Source organism: Sporosarcina highlanderae (assembly GCF_030433715.1).
Taxonomy (GTDB): domain Bacteria; phylum Bacillota; class Bacilli; order Bacillales_A; family Planococcaceae; genus Sporosarcina; species Sporosarcina highlanderae.
This window is the reverse complement of the sequence record NZ_JAROCC010000003.1, coordinates 143,371-162,184: the sequence shown is the minus strand read 5'-3', so window position 1 is coordinate 162,184 and position 18,814 is coordinate 143,371. Positions and strand designations below refer to the sequence as shown.

Annotated in this window: 16 protein-coding genes; all 16 read right to left on the bottom strand. The window is 40.7% G+C overall.

What is annotated here, in order from left to right:
- Positions 1-15 precede the first annotated feature (15 nt).
- The 16 genes from corA to P5G49_RS05260 all read right to left on the bottom strand — a co-directional run bounded on the left by corA (position 16) and on the right by P5G49_RS05260 (position 18,733).
- Positions 16-978: a magnesium/cobalt transporter CorA gene (gene corA / locus P5G49_RS05335; protein ID WP_301242450.1), complete on the bottom strand. Its 963-nt coding sequence runs from the start codon at positions 976-978 to the stop codon at positions 16-18.
- Positions 979-1,081: 103 nt separating this feature from the next.
- Positions 1,082-1,813, bottom strand: a complete 732-nt coding sequence (locus P5G49_RS05330; RefSeq protein ID WP_301242449.1) for a sulfite exporter TauE/SafE family protein — start codon at positions 1,811-1,813, stop codon at positions 1,082-1,084.
- 326 nt (positions 1,814-2,139) lie between these two features.
- On the bottom strand, positions 2,140-2,541 hold the full coding sequence (locus P5G49_RS05325; RefSeq protein ID WP_301242448.1) for a hypothetical protein: 402 nt from the start codon (positions 2,539-2,541) through the stop codon (positions 2,140-2,142).
- A 1-nt stretch (position 2,542) separates the two neighbouring features.
- The gene (locus P5G49_RS05320; protein ID WP_301242446.1) at positions 2,543-3,001 is read right to left on the bottom strand and encodes a GNAT family N-acetyltransferase; all 459 of its coding nucleotides are present in this window, start codon (positions 2,999-3,001) and stop codon (positions 2,543-2,545) included.
- Between the two features lie 373 nt (positions 3,002-3,374).
- On the bottom strand, positions 3,375-5,609 hold the full coding sequence (gene helD / locus P5G49_RS05315) for an RNA polymerase recycling motor HelD (RefSeq protein ID WP_301242444.1): 2,235 nt from the start codon (positions 5,607-5,609) through the stop codon (positions 3,375-3,377).
- A gap of 174 nt (positions 5,610-5,783) precedes the next feature.
- Complete coding sequence (locus P5G49_RS05310; protein ID WP_301242443.1) at positions 5,784-7,472, bottom strand: methyl-accepting chemotaxis protein; 1,689 nt, start codon at positions 7,470-7,472, stop codon at positions 5,784-5,786.
- Positions 7,473-7,504: 32 nt separating this feature from the next.
- The gene (locus P5G49_RS05305) at positions 7,505-8,182 is read right to left on the bottom strand and encodes a hypothetical protein (protein ID WP_301242442.1); all 678 of its coding nucleotides are present in this window, start codon (positions 8,180-8,182) and stop codon (positions 7,505-7,507) included.
- Positions 8,182-9,291: a mandelate racemase/muconate lactonizing enzyme family protein gene (locus tag P5G49_RS05300; RefSeq protein ID WP_301242582.1), complete on the bottom strand. Its 1,110-nt coding sequence runs from the start codon at positions 9,289-9,291 to the stop codon at positions 8,182-8,184. Before P5G49_RS05300 ends, P5G49_RS05305 begins: the two co-directional genes overlap by 1 nt.
- A 144-nt stretch (positions 9,292-9,435) precedes the next feature.
- Positions 9,436-9,849 carry a VOC family protein gene (locus P5G49_RS05295; protein ID WP_301242441.1) on the bottom strand — a complete coding sequence of 138 codons (414 nt, stop codon included), beginning with the start codon at positions 9,847-9,849 and terminating at the stop codon, positions 9,436-9,438.
- 37 nt (positions 9,850-9,886) lie between these two features.
- Entirely contained in the window at positions 9,887-11,677 is a 1,791-nt protein-coding gene (locus P5G49_RS05290; protein WP_301242581.1) for an SLC13 family permease, read from the bottom strand.
- Between the two features lie 167 nt (positions 11,678-11,844).
- Positions 11,845-12,576 (bottom strand): hypothetical protein, encoded by a 732-nt coding sequence (locus P5G49_RS05285; RefSeq protein ID WP_301242440.1) that lies wholly within the window; start codon positions 12,574-12,576, stop codon positions 11,845-11,847.
- 51 nt (positions 12,577-12,627) lie between these two features.
- Positions 12,628-13,782 carry a hypothetical protein gene (locus P5G49_RS05280; protein ID WP_301242439.1) on the bottom strand — a complete coding sequence of 385 codons (1,155 nt, stop codon included), beginning with the start codon at positions 13,780-13,782 and terminating at the stop codon, positions 12,628-12,630.
- 27 nt (positions 13,783-13,809) lie between these two features.
- Positions 13,810-15,018: a hypothetical protein gene (locus P5G49_RS05275; RefSeq protein ID WP_301242438.1), complete on the bottom strand. Its 1,209-nt coding sequence runs from the start codon at positions 15,016-15,018 to the stop codon at positions 13,810-13,812.
- A gap of 54 nt (positions 15,019-15,072) precedes the next feature.
- Entirely contained in the window at positions 15,073-15,969 is an 897-nt protein-coding gene (locus P5G49_RS05270; RefSeq protein WP_301242437.1) for an ATP-binding cassette domain-containing protein, read from the bottom strand.
- Between the two features lie 201 nt (positions 15,970-16,170).
- Complete coding sequence (locus tag P5G49_RS05265; RefSeq protein ID WP_301242436.1) at positions 16,171-18,216, bottom strand: TRAP transporter permease; 2,046 nt, start codon at positions 18,214-18,216, stop codon at positions 16,171-16,173.
- Entirely contained in the window at positions 18,209-18,733 is a 525-nt protein-coding gene (locus P5G49_RS05260; RefSeq protein ID WP_301242435.1) for a DUF1850 domain-containing protein, read from the bottom strand. The genes P5G49_RS05265 and P5G49_RS05260 overlap by 8 nt, the downstream gene beginning before the upstream one ends.
- Between the last annotated feature and the right edge of the window lie 81 nt (positions 18,734-18,814).

Here is an 18,814-nt window from a genome sequence, read left to right as displayed (position 1 = left end):
CGGGTGCGGCTGTCTTCAAGTCTTGCCGATACCGAACCAACCTTTTCGTTTGAACCAACTAATCATGGCTACCGCAATCAGAGCCATTCCTACGATTACAATCAGGTAGCCGAACCGCCAATGCAATTCGGGCATACGGTCAAAGTTCATGCCGTAGACGCCTACGATGAATGTCAATGGGATGAAAATGGATGAAATGATTGTCAATGTTGTCATAATACTATTCATTCGATTGGAATTAATGGACAATTGACTATCCCGGATATCAGCCGTCAGCTCTCGATTGGAGTCGATCATTTCTCCGAGGCGAATCAAATGATCGTAAACGTCAGAGAAATAAGCACGCTCCTGCTGGGTGAAATTTAACCGCTCTGAATTGAGCATTCTATATAACAATTCCCTCATAGGAAAAATCGTTCTGCGTAAACGCAGTAAATCGCCTCTTACTTCAAATACGTAATCCATCGATAGATGAACAGTCCTTGGCGAAAGTTCCTCCTCGATATCATCCAGATGATCTTCAATATTATATAAAATCGGGAAATACTGGTCGACCACTTTGTCGAAGATTTGATAGACAACATATTTATGTCCTTGATCCCATGTTTTCGATGTTGTAAGAATCATCTCACGTGCATTTTCCATTTCCTGCAGCTTTCCTCTATGGAATGTGACGATGAAATTATCCCCAAGGAACATGTTCAACTCTTCGGCCTCCAGGTCGTCACTGCAAATTGAATGCAGCACGAAGAATGAAAACCCATCATAGTAATCCATTTTTGGTCTTTGCAATCGACCTAAGCAATCTTCAATGGCTAATGGGTGAAAGTCAAAATAGCTAAACAATAGTTCACTTTCCTCATCGGTCGGCCGATCAAAATCCACCCAATACCATTCAAGTGGAAGTGACTTAATCTCCTCAAGCCTGAAATCAAAAATCATTTCACTCTCTGTAGTCATTCCGATTGTCCGTAGCATGTTTTCACCTACAATTTGAATCGTTCAGTAATAAGCATTCCCTTTTCAAACAGAAATAAAGCCTCGTGGAATTTACCTGATTCCACGAGGCTTATTTTACAATTCAAATATTCTCAATTACAATTTGGATAATTAAAGCTACGGTAACAACCCGTAATAACGGCTTCACAAATTTCGGCTTCAACTTTTCTGCGATACGCACTCCGGTTTGCGCCCCAGTAATCGAGCCAAGCATAAGCATGAGCGTTAACGGCCAAATGATTTTCCCTGCGGCAATATAGGTGATGGCTGCCCCGAAACAGCTTGAAAACGTTGCAAGGCGCACATAGCCAACCGCCTTAATATACGCAACTTTCAAATGCCCGAATAAGTAAAGCATGAGCGTACCTTGTCCCGGTCCAAATAGACCATCATAGATGCCGATTCCATATAACCCAGGAATACTTAATTTACTTGCTTTCAATTTCTCCTGCCCTTCGAAATCCCCCTTACCGATGAATGAAGTGATGAATGCAAATGAAAGGAGAATGATCGCCAATATATACAAGCGGTCTTCCGAAAGCATCGTCGCAATGAAGCCCCCACTTACCCCGCCAATCAAGCTGACAGGAATGATCCAGAACGATTCCCGTAAAGAGATTTGTTTATGTTTCAAAAGGAATAGAAAGCTTGTAAAGGAACTAACTGTATTAGATACTTTATTCGCACCGATTGCCGAGTGGATCGGGACCCCTAAAAGCAACATTGCAGGAAGGCTGATTAGTCCACCACCCCCTGCCAATGTACCAATTGTGGTTGCGATAACCCCAATAAAAAATAGTGATAAATATTCCAAAACGAACACCCCCCTGTTGGTACCTTAAGTATACTCCTTGGAGAGTGATAAGGAAATTCGATAGTTATTATAGTAATTTATAGGTTTTCCTTATATAGGTAGTGCTAAGAAGGACCAGCGAGAGCCGGTCCTTCTATGTTGATGGAATTTTAGGTAACGCTATGGGAAGTCCGGGCGGCACTACGGGAAGTCTGCGCCATTCTATGGGAAGTCATAGTGATTCTATGGGAAGTCTTCAACCTTTTACGGGAAGTCCCGGCGACTCTATGGGAAGTCATCACCATTCTATGGGAAGTCAACGCCACTCTGTGGGAAGTCAGGCAACATTAAAATCCAATATCGTACTCTTCCCCATCTTCATTGACCACTTTAAATTTACTCACAGGTTTATCAAGCCCGATGAGAATATACGGATTTATCTCGTCACTATCCGCCTCGATCTCTTTCACCGTGACAACTGTTTGATTTTCCAAGTATTCCACACTTACCGCTTCCAACTCTACTTTACTTGTTCCAGTAGATACGACGACCAACTTTTTCCCTTCGTTAATATCAATGACTTTAAAACCTTTTCGATCCGGCTTTTCATTTTGCAAATAATTAACATGCGCCCTGACCCCAGGCTCCTCATCCAACTTCGATTTTTTCATTATCCAGTATCCTTTACCGCACCCACTAAGTATCATCATCATTACAAATATGCCAACCAGCGCTTTTTTCAATTTCAATTTAAATCACTTCCTTATTTTCTATTAGGCTTTTCACCAGAGTAATTCGGTGAATTCCTTCATCATCATAAAAAGTTTCAGTTATATCAAAACCATGTTTTATATTCAATATCAACATATTACGCCACTTGTTTCTAGTCTTTGTTTCGATTGCTTTATACCCTGCTTCCATTACAAGACAATGCTGCAGTTCCATAAGCATGGAGGCAATTCCTTTTCCCCTGAATTCCGTTTGAACGGCACCATACCAACTATAATAGCGGTCAGCAGAAAGCTCATAGCCGATTTTATAGCCAATAATCTTATTTTGTTCAGTTGCGGCTACAAATAGAATGTTTGGTCGTTTCGCAGCCTTCTCAAGCAGTTCATCCGCATTTTCGAAAACTTCGTTATGTAATTGCAAAATCCCGTCCATTACCTGTTCATCAGGTATTCTCCAATAATGGTGGATCTGTGGCATATGTTACCTCCCCCCCTTAATCAGATTATACTACAAATTATATTTATTCATATTCCAATATTCATATATCTTCGTCCTAGAGAGGGGAATGGGAACTCTGCCATGATAAACGAGACCTATATAAAAAACGGGAAAAGAATAGCGTCTTGCTACCTTCTACCCGTTATAATCATTTACTTTTCAAGTCAATACTCTCGCTTGTATTATTCATGATATTTCTTATATTTCATACCTTATGAGTAAATTAAATCTCTTATGAGCTTCTGAAGCGATTTATGCGTGTTTAAACGGAAATATGCGTACTTTTCTTCATTTATGAGCTTTTCGTCCGTGTTATGCGTGATTCCGGCGGTTTATGCGTTTATAGATGGCTTTATGCATTTTTCGGTGATATCAATGGAATTAGTGAGTCGGAAATCAGATGTAATTCATGCATTGGCCTTGTCATTGCGACGTATAACAGCTTTCGATCGATTGGATGGTCGCGGAAAGGTTCTTCGTAGGCCGCGATGATTACTGCGTCGAACTCCAGGCCTTTGGATAAGTGGCTTGGCACGATCAACAGGCAATCCCCGTTTATATCGGAGTTCTCACCTAATAATTGAACCGGCATTCCCGATTGTTCAAGCTGTTTATGGATGGCCGCCGCTTCTTTCCGCGTTTTACAGATTAACGCTATCGAACGGTGCCCCCTCTGGAGTATTGCTTGATAGATTTCATTCACCTTGGAAGTATCAAGGCTATTCATTCTATAAAACTCCGGGTCCCTGCCGTGGCGGACAACTGGTTCGACTAAAGGCAAATCTTCGTCCATTTGGGCAAGGACTTTATTCGCGAGTTCCATGATTTCAATTGTGGTCCGGTAACTTTTTTGTAAGGTTGTGTACGTTGCTCGGGGGAACATTTGCTGCACTGGGTCCCAAGATGTTAACGCTCTGTAGCTATGGATTCCTTGCGCCAGGTCCCCGACCATTGTGAACATATCGGTTTCGAGTCCGTCTTGGAGTGCGGCAAGCTGGAATTCGCTATAATCCTGAACTTCATCGATGAAGACGACTCGCATTTTCCATTTATCCTCGATACCTTTAAGCTTTGCATGTAGATAATAGAGGGCTGCTAAATCTTCCGTTTCCCATAAATCAATAACGTGCGCGGCAAAAAAAGCATCCCTTTCCGAATCGGACCAGTGGCATGCTAATTCTTTATGTAATTGTGGATCTGTAAGCCAATCCCTGTATAGTTTTTTACAATTGAACTTTTTAAATCTTCGCATGTAGGAAGCGACTTTTTGCTTCCCTTCCTTTTCAATAGAAGGTAGACGTTCGTCGCGCTCGTCCATAATCCTTGTAATTCGTGATCTCCGCTTTTCATCATCACGAATTCCGTACAGTGCTTTATCGAGCGCTTCTTCATATTTATCGGAGAGGATTTTATAAAGTTGTTTCCTCTTTCGATTCACTTCGCTTTGGACAATGACGCGAATCCGCTCAATTCGTTTCTCAAGCGGCATATAATTGAAGTCCTCTAAAAACAACTTTTTTAGTCGAGCGGCCCTTATAATCCGATATTTCTCAATATAGATATCTTCAAATAGTTCCGCCGTCTCATGCTCTAATTTCTTGACATACTGTTGCATGATTTCGCGGTATTCTAGTGTCCCTTTCATTTTTGCGATGAAAAGTGTTTCTTCATTCACGAAAGTGCCGGCAGTCAGCATCTCCAACTTTCCGTTCGGATCGGCTAACTTTAGCTTCAATCCCGTGGCGTTCAACACATACTCAGTGAATGTAGTTTGGCATATCCGACCGACGCCTAATTCCGGTAACACATCCCCGATATACTCCATGAAAAGCTTGCTTGGTGCTAAAATCATTAATTTCTCTGAAGGAAAATCGGCTCCCATTGTATAGAGAAAATAGGATATACGGTGAAGTGCGATCGTTGTCTTTCCACTTCCGGCTGCTCCTTGTACAATGATTGGCTGTCTCAGATTCGCGCGAATGATTTCATTTTGTTCGGCTTGGATTGTTGAAACGATTTCCGTTAATCGGACATCCGCTTTTCCGGCCAAAGCTTCCTGAAGCAATTCGTCATTCGTTGTTAGGTCGACATCGAGGATATCCAGCAATTCCCCTTTTTCAATCTTGTACTGCCGTTTTGAAAAAAGATGCCCGCTGACTTCTTCGTCACGCACTTTATACGTCAAATCTCCCAATCTGCCATCATAGTACACATTCGCAACAGGTGAACGCCAATCGACAATGATCGGTTCTTGTGTTTCCTGATGAAAGACGGATGTTTTTCCGATATAGAGGAATTCATCTTTTTCGCCATCCGCTTTAAAATGGATTCGGGCAAAATAAGGCTTTTCCTGGATTGCCTCTAAACCTTCCTTTTGTGTTCGGGCCATTTCAAAAAATCGGGTATTCGTCAAAATGTTGATGTAGCTTAAACTTGAATCTAAATAATCCAAGTCGGCCATTGCATGGCGTATTTCATCTTGTGAGGATTGCACGTCACGCATCGACTCTAAAAGGAGCTTTTGCATGTAGTGCTTCGTGTAGTCAAGGCGCTGCAATTCAAACTCAAAATCGGGATGTTTCTGCATATACAGTCCTCCATTTTGCGTATTTTGCGTCCTGCTTTTTATAGAGATGTTGGGGTTTTAGCGAAACAGAAATTGATTGTACCACTCTAATAGGTTTTCGGCAATACAATTTATTCAGAATCGTTAGAACGAAATGAAAAAACTCCACGCCGTTCGTTTGGCATGGAGTTTTCATTATACTGTAAAACGTCTCATATCGTTTTGCAGCTTTTCAGCGACTTCCGAAAGGGTTTGGGCACTTGAGGTAATTTCTTCGTGGGAAGCCAATTGTTCTTCTGTTGCAGCACTTGTTGACTGGGCCTCCGCCGATGTCTGTATTGCAAGCTCCTCTACTTTTCTTGCTCCCATAGTTACACTTTCAGTCATAGAACGAATTTGTTCAATTGCTGCTGAAACTGTTTCAATTTTGGCGCTAACATCATTCGATGCCATTTCAATTTCGCTGAACACATTATTCGTCTTTTTTGTAATTGTAAGCCCTTCTTTTACTAATCCGGTCCCAACTTCTGTACTATTCACCGCGAGTGAAACATTTCGAGTGACTGCGTCAATCATTCGACCTATTTCTTCAGCCGATTTCTTCGATTGCTCTGCCAAATTTCGAACTTCATTAGCGACGACCGCAAAGCCTCTTCCATGTTCTCCGACACGAGCAGCTTCTATCGCCGCATTTAAAGCAAGGAGGTTGGTCTGCTCAGCGATTCCGGTAATAATTTCGGTAACATTGCGTATTCTTTCAGAATGCACGGATAGTTCCGTTATAATGTCAGCGGATTGGCGGAAGGAAGTGGATATGCTTGTCATCTGATCCGTTACGTCCTCCATCATAGTAGCGCCATCTCCCACGAGTCTTAGGACTTTGTCCGATGACCTGAGCATTGCCGCATTGTCTGCCGTAATTTGATTAATACCATTCACCATTTCACCCATTGAATCATTTGAAGAATTCACAAGTTTTACCTGCATATCACTTGCCAATAAGTTCTTTTCAGCAATTTCTGCTACCAATTCAGAAGCGGCAAGGCTCTCCTCAGAACTTGCTGTTAGTTGCTGTGCTTGTGCAGCTAACTGATATGCTGAATCCCTTGTGTTTATAATAGCCATCCGAAGATCTGTTTTCATTTCATTGAAGGCGATTGCCATTTCACCAATTTCATCCTTATTCTTAATATCCAAAGGATCTATTGCAAAATCCCCTTGAGCAAGCCTTTTTATTCCACTGGTCATTTTTTTAACCGGTCGAGTTATATTTCTACTAATGAAATATGAGATGATTACACTTAAAATAATAACAATCGCCATTACTCCTATAATGAAGTATCCGGTTGATGTAATTCTTTTTTCCATTTCTTCTTCAGCTTTAATTATTTGCCCACGTTGGTTGGTAATTAGTTTACTTGCTTTTTCTAATGTGAGGATCTGATAAGGCTCCGCTTTTTCAGCGTATTCAAGTGCCTCCCTGTCATTACCAATTTCAAAAGCAGCAATTGCTTCATCGGTTAGAAGGTGATACTGCTTCGATGCGATCTTTAGTTCTTCAAGCAATGCTCTATTTTCTTTTGATTTGAAAGCAAGTTCCATTTCCTTTACTTTTTCGTCCATTGATTCAAGCAAGTTTTGCCGGTTCTCCAAGTAATTCATATCATTGCGCAGTAAGTAGCCCCGTAAATCATATGAAAGTTCTTTTTGATCGGATGAAAGCTGTTCTAACAAAACAATTTTCTCCATTTGATCATGAAGAAGCGATTTGTAGTTCCCACTTATGTGTGGAATGACCAAGTAACTGAATGTACCTGAAATTATCATCAAAACTAATAAGGATAGAAAACCTGTCCATAACTTCTTACCCACTGTAAAATTCATTTGTATCCCCCTTGACTGGAACGGTTCTGTTTTCATTTTTGATATTTCACAATCCAAGATCCATTTTTCTCTTCTATGCCGATACCAATCCAACCTTCGCTCAACAATGATTGTTGCCTTGTGATATCGGACATATCAACAATGGTACTTTCCCGTTCTACTTTATCATTCGTTACAAGGTTTTTCATCATAGTGTAACGGAGGAGATTGCCATATTTCTCTTTTAAGGAAACGATATGCATTCCCAATACAAATTTGTCTTTTAGGCTGGCGATATTGAATGGAGCAACCGTCGCAAATACATAGCGGTGACGATGTGTATTGATCGTTTTCATCAGTAACTTACCAAGAATCTGCTGTAAGCTGTTTCCCCGATAATCAGGATCGACATTAGAGACTTCGGAATAAAGAACATATGGCAATTCAGACTCGCTCAATCCCGCGTCATACCCTAAATGCTCTTCATTGATTTTCGGTTCAAGCATCGCTCTGAAGCCAATCAACGTAATGTCATGAAATGCACCGATTATCGATCCGTTACCGTGGAGAATAGTAAGAAATTCCTCTTCGGAAAGTGGTTGTAGGAAGGATGCATCCGCCAATGTAGCGATTACTTTCTCCTGTAATTTCATAATCTGCTGCAGATCGTTTGTATGTAGGATCCTAATAATGACAGTTTGGCCGCTTTTCAATGTAAGTTCTTTTTCCATTAGACCACTTTCTCCGTAAAGATTGTCAATTTATTCAATATATCCTCGTTGACTGTAACGCCTAAACCGGCTTTTTCCGTTAAACGAATGATAGGTATATCATATTTCAAGTCACCAATATCCTCACTAAACTTCAAAGGGCCCGTCAATTCGACACTTGTCATGATTTTCTTGGAAAATGCAACATGGAAGCCGGCAGCTGAGCCAATTGAGGATTCCACCATGGATCCCACCTGGCATTCGATTCCGGCCATTTCCGCCATATGGGCGAGTTTTATAGCCGGATAAATGCCTCCGCATTTCATCAGCTTTATATTCACTTTGTCAGCAGCACGTTTTGCGATGATTTCCCTCATTTCACGGAATCCCCTTAGACCTTCATCGATCATTACTGGAACTGAAGTCTTTGATTTGATTTCCACCATCGCATCGATATCATCGGCTTTAACTGGTTGCTCCAGCCAATCGAGTGAACAATCCTCAAGTTTCTTTAACGCCTGCAATGTTGTTGAGCTGTTCACCCAACCTTGGTTGACATCGACACGGATTGCAATCGATTCTCCTACGCGCTCCCGCACTGCTTTGATTCTTTCCACGTCTTCCCAAACGTTTTTACCGACTTTCATTTTCAATGAACGGTATCCTTCTGTAACACGCTGCTCCGCCTCATCCGCCATATGCGTTGGAGCTGCAATGCTCAGTACATGAGTGATTGGGAATTCATCATGGTATCTTCCTCCTAATAGATCATAGACAGGAACACCAAGTGCTTTTCCGACGACATCATAGCAAGCGATGTCCATTGCCGCTTTTGCAGCGGGCACTCCGTATATTTCCGCATCCATCGTTGCATGGATTTTTTCCATTTGGGCTGGATTCATGCCAATCAGTTTCGGCGCAAGTGTATGTTTCAATAGTGCATATGTACTTTCCCAACTTTCTCCTGTTACATGTTCATCAGCAACCGCCTCACCATAGCCTATATGACCCGTGTCAGTAGTGATTTTGACAATGATGGAAGGCATATAGTCAAAGCTAGCGTAGCTAATTACAAATGGCTCGTGTAAAGGCAGGTGGATTGCATAAATATCAATTTCTTTGATTTTCATCATCGTTTCTTCCTTTCAGATAGGCAAATGTCTTAGGCTATTGTAACACCCTCTATGATTGTCAGTCACATTATAGTTTTCCTATTAATGTTTCAGCCGAAACAAAAACGGCAAAGGATATGAATCCTTGCCGTTTTTCTATACTCACTCTTCGTGGCTAAGTTGCCATTCGATGCCGAATTTATCTTGCAATGAGCCATAGCTCTTACTCCAGAAGGTTTCTTGTAAATCCATCGCCACTTTGCCGCCTACTTTCAACTTGTCGAAAGTACTTTTGATTTCTTCCATGTCATTACTAACAAAAGCTAAGCTCACATTATTCCCCTGAACAAAATGTGAACCCGGGAACGTATCAGAGAACATGACATTGCTTCCATTAATATTCAACCGAGTGTGCAGGACCAGGTCCTTGGCGTTCTCTGGTAACTGATATTCAGGATTTTGTGGTGCTTCGCCAAATGTCATGATTTTTGGTTTTTCTGTATTGAACACTTCTGCATAAAACTCTGCTGCCTGCCTGCAATTTCCGTTGAAAGTTAGATATACATCGATAGCCATTTCATCCACTCCTATTTAATAGTCAACCTACTACCTATCATAATGGAAACAAAATCGGAATAGCAATCATCATGACGATTAACATGATGAATTGCAAGGGAATACCTATTTTAACGAAATCTTTGAATTGATAGCCTCCTGCCGTCATAACAAGCGCATTCGTCGGAGATGCGACTGGTGTCGAAAATGCCATACTGGCCCCAACCGCGACTGCGATTAAAAATGGATACGGGCTAACGCCGATGGTAAGAGCCGCACTTAACCCTATCGGTGCGAATAACACGGCTGTAGCTGTATTGCTAATAAATTGACCAAACACCATTGTAAGGAAAAAGATACCACCTAAAATCCCCAATGGCCCAAGCCCGCCCATAAATGTAATGATCCCTTCAGATAAAAGCACCATTCCTCCGGTCTTCTCAAGTGCTGTCGCCATTGGTAGCATTGCCCCAATTAGGACTACACTCTCCCAGTTGATTTGACCATATGCATCATCCATATTCCGGACACATCCCGTCAAGATCATCAAAGCGGCACCGATCAATACCGAAATGACTGCCGGGAAGATTTCAAGAACCATGAGAAGCACCATCAAAATCATAATAGCACCCGCAATAGAGGCCTTTCCGCTGGCAGCAGCCATACTTGCATGCTCTTTCGGTTGCCCGATGACGACGACATTCCGTGTATCCCTTGAAAGTAATTCAATCGAATCCCACGAACCTTGTACAAGTAGGGCATCCCCAAATCGCAACGTCTGCTTTGACATGTCTTTCACAACATAATCACCTTGCCGGTTAATGCCCAAAATGTTTAAATTGTATTTCTCCCGAAATCCGATTGTGCGAAGTGTCTCATTGATAAGGCTGGAGTGTGGAGTAAGAAGCACTTCCGCGATGCCCAACTGTTTTGAGACAAGTTCATCCGCTTCGGACGTGCTTTGTTCTACAGACAAACCATAGTCTTCCGCAAACTTTTCTACATTAGAAAGTGAACCTTGAATATAAAGTCGGTCCTTCTCTTGAATGACGCTGTTCGGCCCTGCCATTTCATGAAAATTCATTGGCAATAAGTTCATGCCTTCCGTTGATTTCCTGCTAATTTTCAAGATACAGAGATGATATGTAGCTGGTATCTTCAGCTGTGTTAGTCGTTTCCCTACAAGATCGGACCCTGTCGGTACTTTAACAAGAAAAAGATTACCACCAAGCTGATAATCAGCAGCAAGTTGTTTAGTTGATAATTTATTATTCATATTCGAAGAGGCGGTTTTTCTTTTCGGCAACAATCTATTCCGAACAAGATATAAATAGATGATTCCAACGACAACACCAATTATTCCAATCGGTGTAATTTGGAAGAAGCTTAATCTCTCATAACCGTTGTCGACAAGCATTTGACTGATGATTAAATTCGGTGGTGAAGCGATCAGCGTGAGCAATCCAGAAAAACTGGCCATATAGGAAAGTGGTATCAAGTATTTTGAAGGGCTACTATTAATGCTTATCGCAATGCTGACAACGATCGGCAACATAAGTGCAACCGTTCCGGTATTGCTCATAAAGGCACCAACTGAGGCAACGATGACAAGTAAAAGTATGAATAGCCTTTTCTCACTGTCACCGGAATATTTTAATAGAAGTGACCCAGCCATTTGGGCAAGTCCCGTCCGTAAAATCCCCGCGCCGATTACAAACAAAGCCGCTATCATGATAACTACCGAGTTGGAGAACCCCGACAATGCCTCAATCGGAGATAGAATGCCGGTCAGTACAAATGCAAGCAATGCAAGAACCGCAACAAGATCCGCCCTAATTTTATTCGTCATGAATAAAACAACAGTGATTCCTAAAATAATGAAAGTAAGTGTCAGTTGCACTCAACCCGTTCCCTTCCTTGAATAGTTACCTCTATTTTAGTACAGGTAGGAAAAAAGTGCCCTTTCATTAGGCACTTTTTCATGAACATACTTTTTATGAACATACTCACTGAAGTTTAATCTTCCACTGGTGTAAATAAAACTTTGGATATTTTCGTGACACGGAGCTTTTGCCCATCTATCAGACTCACACGACTTGTCGACTGAGATATTTGGGATCCTCCAATTATTTCATACAGAATAGGCTCTTTGCCCTTTTCATGTACTTCCAAATATCCCAATCCGTTATCGTTGCTAACGATGTACTCCCCGGCTTCGATATCTAATCCAACCTCCCAAATACCTGCTGTCAGTTCAGTAGATGGAAGTGTCGATAGTGGTGTGAAATTAACATAATCATATCCACCATCCGCAAAGATAGTATATGAATCCTTAATATCAACCGAAAGACTGGCAACCCCTCCATAACCAACAACTTCACGGATGACAAGATTACCATTTTCATCATAAATAAAAATATTTCCTGCCGGTTGCCCCGTGATCAAGTACCTTCCCTCCTGAAGGTTGACTTTTACACCTTCCTTTGTATACACATTGTGTCCTACCTGTTCCAAACCTTCATTGCTCCGATTAGCTGTAAAGAAAATCTCAGGATTCACCTTTCCGATCAACTCATCCTTTTCTGATCCAACAATTTCAAAGTTTTTTTCATAGTTAATGATTTTTTCTGTCGCCGTCCCTTGTAATGGATTGCAACCTGTCATTAATAAAAGGCATGTTGCCACAAAAAAAACTGACCCTATTATCCCAAATCTCGACTTATACCAATTCCTTATATTGTAATCCATAACAATCCACCATCCCCGATTTTCTCCTATGTGTTCGCCAACTCCTCTGCCTCAGCTTGCTTTTAATGCAAATTCCCCTCTACGAATATATAGAAGCATATTACGCAAATATAAAATGGTAATAGCTATCAGATTTAAGCCTATTAGCCAACTATAAGAATGTTTGAAGTCCAAGTTTTTAATGCCGAATTCCATTGCGGCTTCCCCACTTAATACGGAGCCTATATCTATAAATTTCAACGGATATAACAGATTGGATTCAACACCTGCCACACTTAATAAATCTGGAGCAAGAAGGATGATCAGTAATATCAAAATCGTCGCATATAGATTCTTTGTTAGTACATTAATCAAAATAAAGGCTAAATACAGGAATATCGCAATCAGTGCAAAAGCGATGAACATGTATAGAATATATCGAATTGTTGATACTGCAATGAAATCGGCATCTTGGTAAACTAAGACTGGTGTAACAAAGCTCCCCCACTCCGTTTTACCTGCAACATAATACGCCCCAACTATCACGCCGACTAGTAAGAACAGCATGGCCTGGACGAAATGGATAGCTATTTTGCTAGTGACCTTTTTCATGAAGGAAACTGGAAAACCGCTAACAACAGATTGATTGTGCTGATCAATGATTAACATGCTACTGCCGCTGATTAATATGAATAGGCAAAACACTAATCCGCTGATCAATTTTAAAGCGACCGGTAAATAGTTGCTTGCAGCAAATGGATTCGGAATAATCGGCAGTTCATGGTCTTTATAATAGTGTAAAAGCGCCATTTCCTTTTGAATTTCCTCTTTAGGAATAACGTACTTCGGATGTACCCCTATATTTCCCAACGCATGCAATTCAAGTTTCAATTCACTCAACTTGATACCATCATCTATATATTTGTCATAATCAGCTTTCTTCCACAAATAAAATCTCTGCATGTTAAGCAAAGAGGATTGCTTTGTTAAATTATTATAGGCCGCTAACCCTTCTGTCGTCTCCCGAAGCTCTTCTGGGAAAGCATTGAAGACGGTATGAAATTGCTGCGCTTCATCATTTTTCTTTCTTTGCAAATCCTTAATATCTGTTAAACTATAACTGGAATAATACAATGGGAAAAACACGATTATCGCTAATCCTAACAACCAGTTTTTCCGATTATGCAACAATAATTTTGTCTCAAATAATAAATACTTCCAAAACATAATCGTATCCTTTCCTGTTCATTATTTTTATGCTTTATAGAAACGTCTTTTATTGATGATTCTTGAACAGATGAATAGTAGAGCTTCGATAACGGCGATTGTGACAAGTAATACAACAAGCCCTTTTGCGAATGTAATCGTCTCCACATTCAATAGAAAATTCTTTTCCCCATCGACAATCTTTCCGAAGTCAAAATAGATCTGAGGAAAAAAGCTGATATCTTGTCCGAATAGCTCCCTTGTCGTTCTTGTAGCGAATAGACGATCCAAGAAGAGTATTAAACTACTTACTAAAAGGACAACCCATTCGTTTTTTAGTATCAAACCTAAAATGATATTCAATCGGATGAATAGGAAGACTAATAATGGAATCCCCATAAATGTTTTCCCTATAAAAGTTGCAATGGAAATGACATCATAATCTTCAGCTGTAAACAATTGCTGACCGATCATGATAGGTACATGCAAATCGAAGTAGCCAAAACCGAACTGCAAGCTCATTACGATGACACCTACAACAAGCATGACAGCGATTATGAGTAGTGAATAAAGAAATGTCGATAGTGATTTCAAATTCAATTGACGATACCAAGACAACGGCATCCCTTGCAGAACTGTCTGGTATTTACGGTCCCTTGACAAAATATCACTGCTAAAATAGATTACACAGAACAGAATGAATAGAATTCCGTTTGTCTGTAGGAATTTTTGTAAAGCCTGCAAGCCTGTCTTTTCATACATCAAGCCATATGTAATGGGGTAATCATTTTCAAGATAATCCTCATAGCGCATCATTGTTTGCTGATATAAATGTGCCCTGTCTTTGCCTGGGAAAGGTGAAAGTGTAAAAAGATTTGGATCTGCTGTGTATTCCCGCTCGTTCCCTAACAGGGTGAAATTCCTCAAATATAGGAAGCGTGTGTAGTTCTTATCCTCGTACGCTGTTAGCATTGCGTGGTTCAGCTTGTAATAATATGCATTCATGGCATACACAGGCTGGCCAGTGAATATGATAATTCCTGTGTTTCCTTTTTCCTCCCTGAACTTCTGCTCCACTTCAAGGGTAGTCAAATAATCCCTAACCTCTTCAGGATAATAGGTTTCTTTTGTTTCTTTATTCGGCAATAAAATCAAACAATAACTTAATAGCAAAACGGCCATAAATAATATAAAAGGAATATTCCGTTTGCTTCTCGTTGTTATAAGAAATTCATGCTTCAAATAAGTTCGATTCATCCCAACTTCCCCTTTTAATAGTAAAGTAATTTCTTTACTTATTTCTATACAAAATTATGCATTTTTCGAATAAAACTTATCATAGTATTCCACCGTTCCGAGTGGGCCAACTGTCATTTCTTTTTCATTATAGTCAAGCATCCGTTCGATCCACTTCGTCTGTTCTGCAGTACTCATTCCCTGTAGTGGAATACATAATAAGTGGTTTGCCAAATAGATATGACCTAGTGGCAATTTCTCCTTCTCTTTCAGAATTTCATATTTTTCAGGAGTTGTTTCAATTTTTAGGTAAACATCATTTTCACCGGTAAATTTATGTTCATGCACAAACTTTCCGTCTTTCAAGAAAAGGACCCTATCAGCATATAAATCCAGGTTTGATAGTAAATGAGATGCGACAAAAATGAGCTTATCCTTTTTCATTTCCATTAAGCATTCCGATAGGAGAGCCACATTGTCGACATCAAGGCCATTCATCACTTCATCCAAAAGGATTACAGGCGTGTCAGCTGCCATCATCATTGCAAAGCATAAACGCTGACGCATTCCCAACGAATATGTGCGGACCTTCCTTTTCACATAGTTCCCCATTTGAAGTCGCTCAATGACTGCTGGTACATGTTTTGCCGATCCCTTCCACATATTTGCATAGAGTTTCAGGTGATCCACTCCGGATAACTCGCCAAACAGATCTTTTTGTTCCGGAAAAGTACATAACTGCTTATGTATCAATAACTCTTCCTTTTCATTTCGGTAGGCGTATTTTCCATCAAATAATACATGTCCCGAATCTGGCTTCACAAAATTTGCCATCACATTGAACATTGTAGATTTCCCGGTTCCGTTTGGAGCCGCCACGCCTATAATTTCCCCTATATTGGCCGTTAACTCCAATTTATCCAAAACGGCTTTATCATTATAGGTAATTGATACATTTGATAATTTCAACATTTTTCTTCCACCCTTCAGCTTGTTCACTAATTTCTACCAATTTTCAAATCACATGATACTTTCTACTATAATCATAAAAGACAATTAATTCAATAGTAACAACTATTGATATTATTTAATAGGTAGAAGAAATTACACAAAACTAAATAGTAAAAAAGCTGCCACAGAAGACTGAATATCTTCAGTGGCAGCTTTTTTCAATTATGAAGCAACTGCAACTTTCCTTTTATCGTCATTGCCTTTCGATTTCCATTGAATTGCCCATAAGATAACGAAAAGTACAAGACCAACTATGTCAGTAATAGTTTCTGGATAAATTAACAATAATCCAGTTCCCACTGTAATAATCCGCTCGATCCAATTGCATTTCCTATACCAATAGCCGATCATTCCTGCACCGATTGCAATCATACCGACGATGGCGGTGAAGACGACCCAAATAATTTCTAAGAAGGATGAATCAATCATAAGCATTGCCGGATTGAATACAAACATATACGGAATGATGAATGCTGCAATCGCAAGTTTTGCAGATACAACTCCCGTTTTAATCGGGTCCCCTCCGGAAATACCAGAAGCGGCAAATGCAGCAAGTGCAACAGGCGGCGTGATATCCGCGATAATCCCGAAATAGAACACGAATAAGTGGGCAGAAATCGCTACGACAACCGGAATAGTCGTATCTGGTCCCATCTCACCGCCCATAAGCAATAGGATGATGGCAGGAGCAGCAATCGTCGACGTAATGACATAGTTTGCAGTTGTCGGCGACCCCATCCCAAGTACTAAGGCTGCAAGCATTGTAAAGATAAGCGTTAATAGAATATTTCCACCCGCAGCCGAAACAAGTCCATTTGCAAGGCTTAACCCTAATCCTGTTTTAACAACAACCCCAACGATAATACCGGCACATGCAGTCGCTGCTGCAACAGCCAATGCAGTACGTGCACCATCAACAAGTGCCATAATAATATCTTTAGGTCCAAGACGTGTAGATTTATCAAAGAAACTGACGACTAAAGTAAGAACAATACCTAATAAAGCCGCTTTCATCGTCGGAACTCCAAGTAATAGGAAAAGGATAATTCCTAAAATCGGCAATAAAAGATAAATCTTTTTCAATGTCGCTTTCCGATTCGGCATTTGATCCTCGGTCATGCCTTTAAGACCGACACGCTTCGCTTCAAAATGCGTCATGATCCAAATTCCGGTAAAGTATAGCAAGGCTGGAATAGCAGCTGCTTTGGCAATATCCCAATACCTTACGCCTCCGATGAATTCAACCATTAGGAACGCTGCAGCCCCCATGATTGGTGGCATAATCTGCCCACCAGTTGAAGCAGCCGCCTCAACTCCGCCAGCAAATTCCTTACGATACCCTAACTTTTTCATCATTGGAATTGTATATGAACCAGAACCAACAACGTTTGCAACGGAACTTCCTGAAATCGTTCCTTGCAATGCACTCGAGAAGATCGCAACTTTTGCAGGACCACCGGTCAAACGACCAGCAAGTACAACAGCCAAATCATTGAAATAGTTTCCGACGCCTGTTTTTACGAGGAAAGCCCCGAATAACAAGAACACAAAGATGAATGTCGCAGAAACACTAATCGGCGTCCCTAAAATACCATCCGTCGTATAGAACATCAGCTGCACAATACTCTTTATATCTTGGCCACGATGTGCAAGGAACCCTGGAAAATACGGTCCGAAAAACGCATATACCAAGAAAATGCTTGAAATAATAGTAATTGGTAGCCCAACAGCCCGTCGTGCAGCCTCCAATGTTAAAAGAATTGCTACGATACCGATGAATAAATCCATTTCGGAAACCCGTCCGACGCGACCAATAAGGTCACCGTAGAATAGCGGCCAATACAACCCAACAGCAATCGCAAGTAAGGAAAGAATTACGTCATAGAAAGGCACCTTGTCTTTTTTTACACCCGGTTTCTTTATCGCCGGGAATAAAATAAAAATAAGTGACAATGCGAAACCTAAGTGAATGGAACGCTGAATATAGGCAGTGTATGGTGTTCCGATGGATGTGTATAATTGGAAAAGCGAAAAGGACAATAATCCAACAAACACAATAATCTTGAAGATTCCTTTAACATTCCGGGTATTTGACTCCGGATCGTACTTCTGAAGGATTTCTAACTGCTGTTCTTCTGTTAACATTTCATTGTCTTCTACTTGAGAATTAACTTGTATTTCTTCTTCCCGTTTTTTATCTTTAGCCATTTATCTTTACTCCTTTCATCAATTGGTAAAAAGATAGTCTTTGCACACTAAATGTGTACGATTTTCCCCTTATTAAATGTTTTTTCAAATCTGTTTCAAGTCCCTCATAGCGGAAAGCGAGATCCGCATCGACATCGCCAACAAAAAGGACAAATGATTGGATAATGGTGTCCAGAAAGGTAAGCGTATACAAACCATCCTTGACAGATAACGTTTGGCCTTCTTCCGCGTATCCCGGTAAGCCAATTCCAACATTCTCATATTGCATAGATAATAACTGTATGGCATTTTGATTGGTCACCTTATAGGACTCAATTACATCAGTTAAAAAGATGGAGTGAACATACCTTATTTGAAATTCCTGCTCATTTTTCATCCTTACATAGTAGATTTTCGGATGATTGGCTCGATATTCCGTAAATGAGAACACCTTATGTATCGGCAGGAAAATAAAGGCGAGGAAGGCAAGGAGCGTGAGCAGCAGAATGATGGGCGGAAGTACTTTCTTCCATTTCATCCGCCTTCTTCCTTTCTGTGTCGCAATTAAGAATGGGACGGATGAAGCATGTCGCTTCACCGCCCCGATTTTCTTTCTGCT

Excerpts from the sequence above, each read along its gene's own strand:
- corA (WP_301242450.1), bottom strand. The coding sequence starts at position 978 with ATGCTACGGACAATCGGAATGACTACAGAGAGTGAAATGATTTTTGAT.
- P5G49_RS05320 (WP_301242446.1), bottom strand. The coding sequence starts at position 3,001 with ATGCCACAGATCCACCATTATTGGAGAATACCTGATGAACAGGTAATG.
- helD (WP_301242444.1), bottom strand. The coding sequence starts at position 5,609 with ATGCAGAAACATCCCGATTTTGAGTTTGAATTGCAGCGCCTTGACTAC.
- P5G49_RS05310 (WP_301242443.1), bottom strand. The coding sequence starts at position 7,472 with ATGAATTTTACAGTGGGTAAGAAGTTATGGACAGGTTTTCTATCCTTA.
- P5G49_RS05305 (WP_301242442.1), bottom strand. The coding sequence starts at position 8,182 with ATGGAAAAAGAACTTACATTGAAAAGCGGCCAAACTGTCATTATTAGG.
- P5G49_RS05300 (WP_301242582.1), bottom strand. The coding sequence starts at position 9,291 with ATGAAAATCAAAGAAATTGATATTTATGCAATCCACCTGCCTTTACAC.
- P5G49_RS05295 (WP_301242441.1), bottom strand. The coding sequence starts at position 9,849 with ATGGCTATCGATGTATATCTAACTTTCAACGGAAATTGCAGGCAGGCA.
- P5G49_RS05290 (WP_301242581.1), bottom strand. The coding sequence starts at position 11,677 with ATGACGAATAAAATTAGGGCGGATCTTGTTGCGGTTCTTGCATTGCTT.
- P5G49_RS05285 (WP_301242440.1), bottom strand. The coding sequence starts at position 12,576 with ATGGATTACAATATAAGGAATTGGTATAAGTCGAGATTTGGGATAATA.
- P5G49_RS05280 (WP_301242439.1), bottom strand. The coding sequence starts at position 13,782 with ATGTTTTGGAAGTATTTATTATTTGAGACAAAATTATTGTTGCATAAT.
- P5G49_RS05275 (WP_301242438.1), bottom strand. The coding sequence starts at position 15,018 with ATGAATCGAACTTATTTGAAGCATGAATTTCTTATAACAACGAGAAGC.
- P5G49_RS05270 (WP_301242437.1), bottom strand. The coding sequence starts at position 15,969 with ATGTTGAAATTATCAAATGTATCAATTACCTATAATGATAAAGCCGTT.
- P5G49_RS05265 (WP_301242436.1), bottom strand. The coding sequence starts at position 18,216 with ATGGCTAAAGATAAAAAACGGGAAGAAGAAATACAAGTTAATTCTCAA.
- P5G49_RS05260 (WP_301242435.1), bottom strand. The coding sequence starts at position 18,733 with ATGAAATGGAAGAAAGTACTTCCGCCCATCATTCTGCTGCTCACGCTC.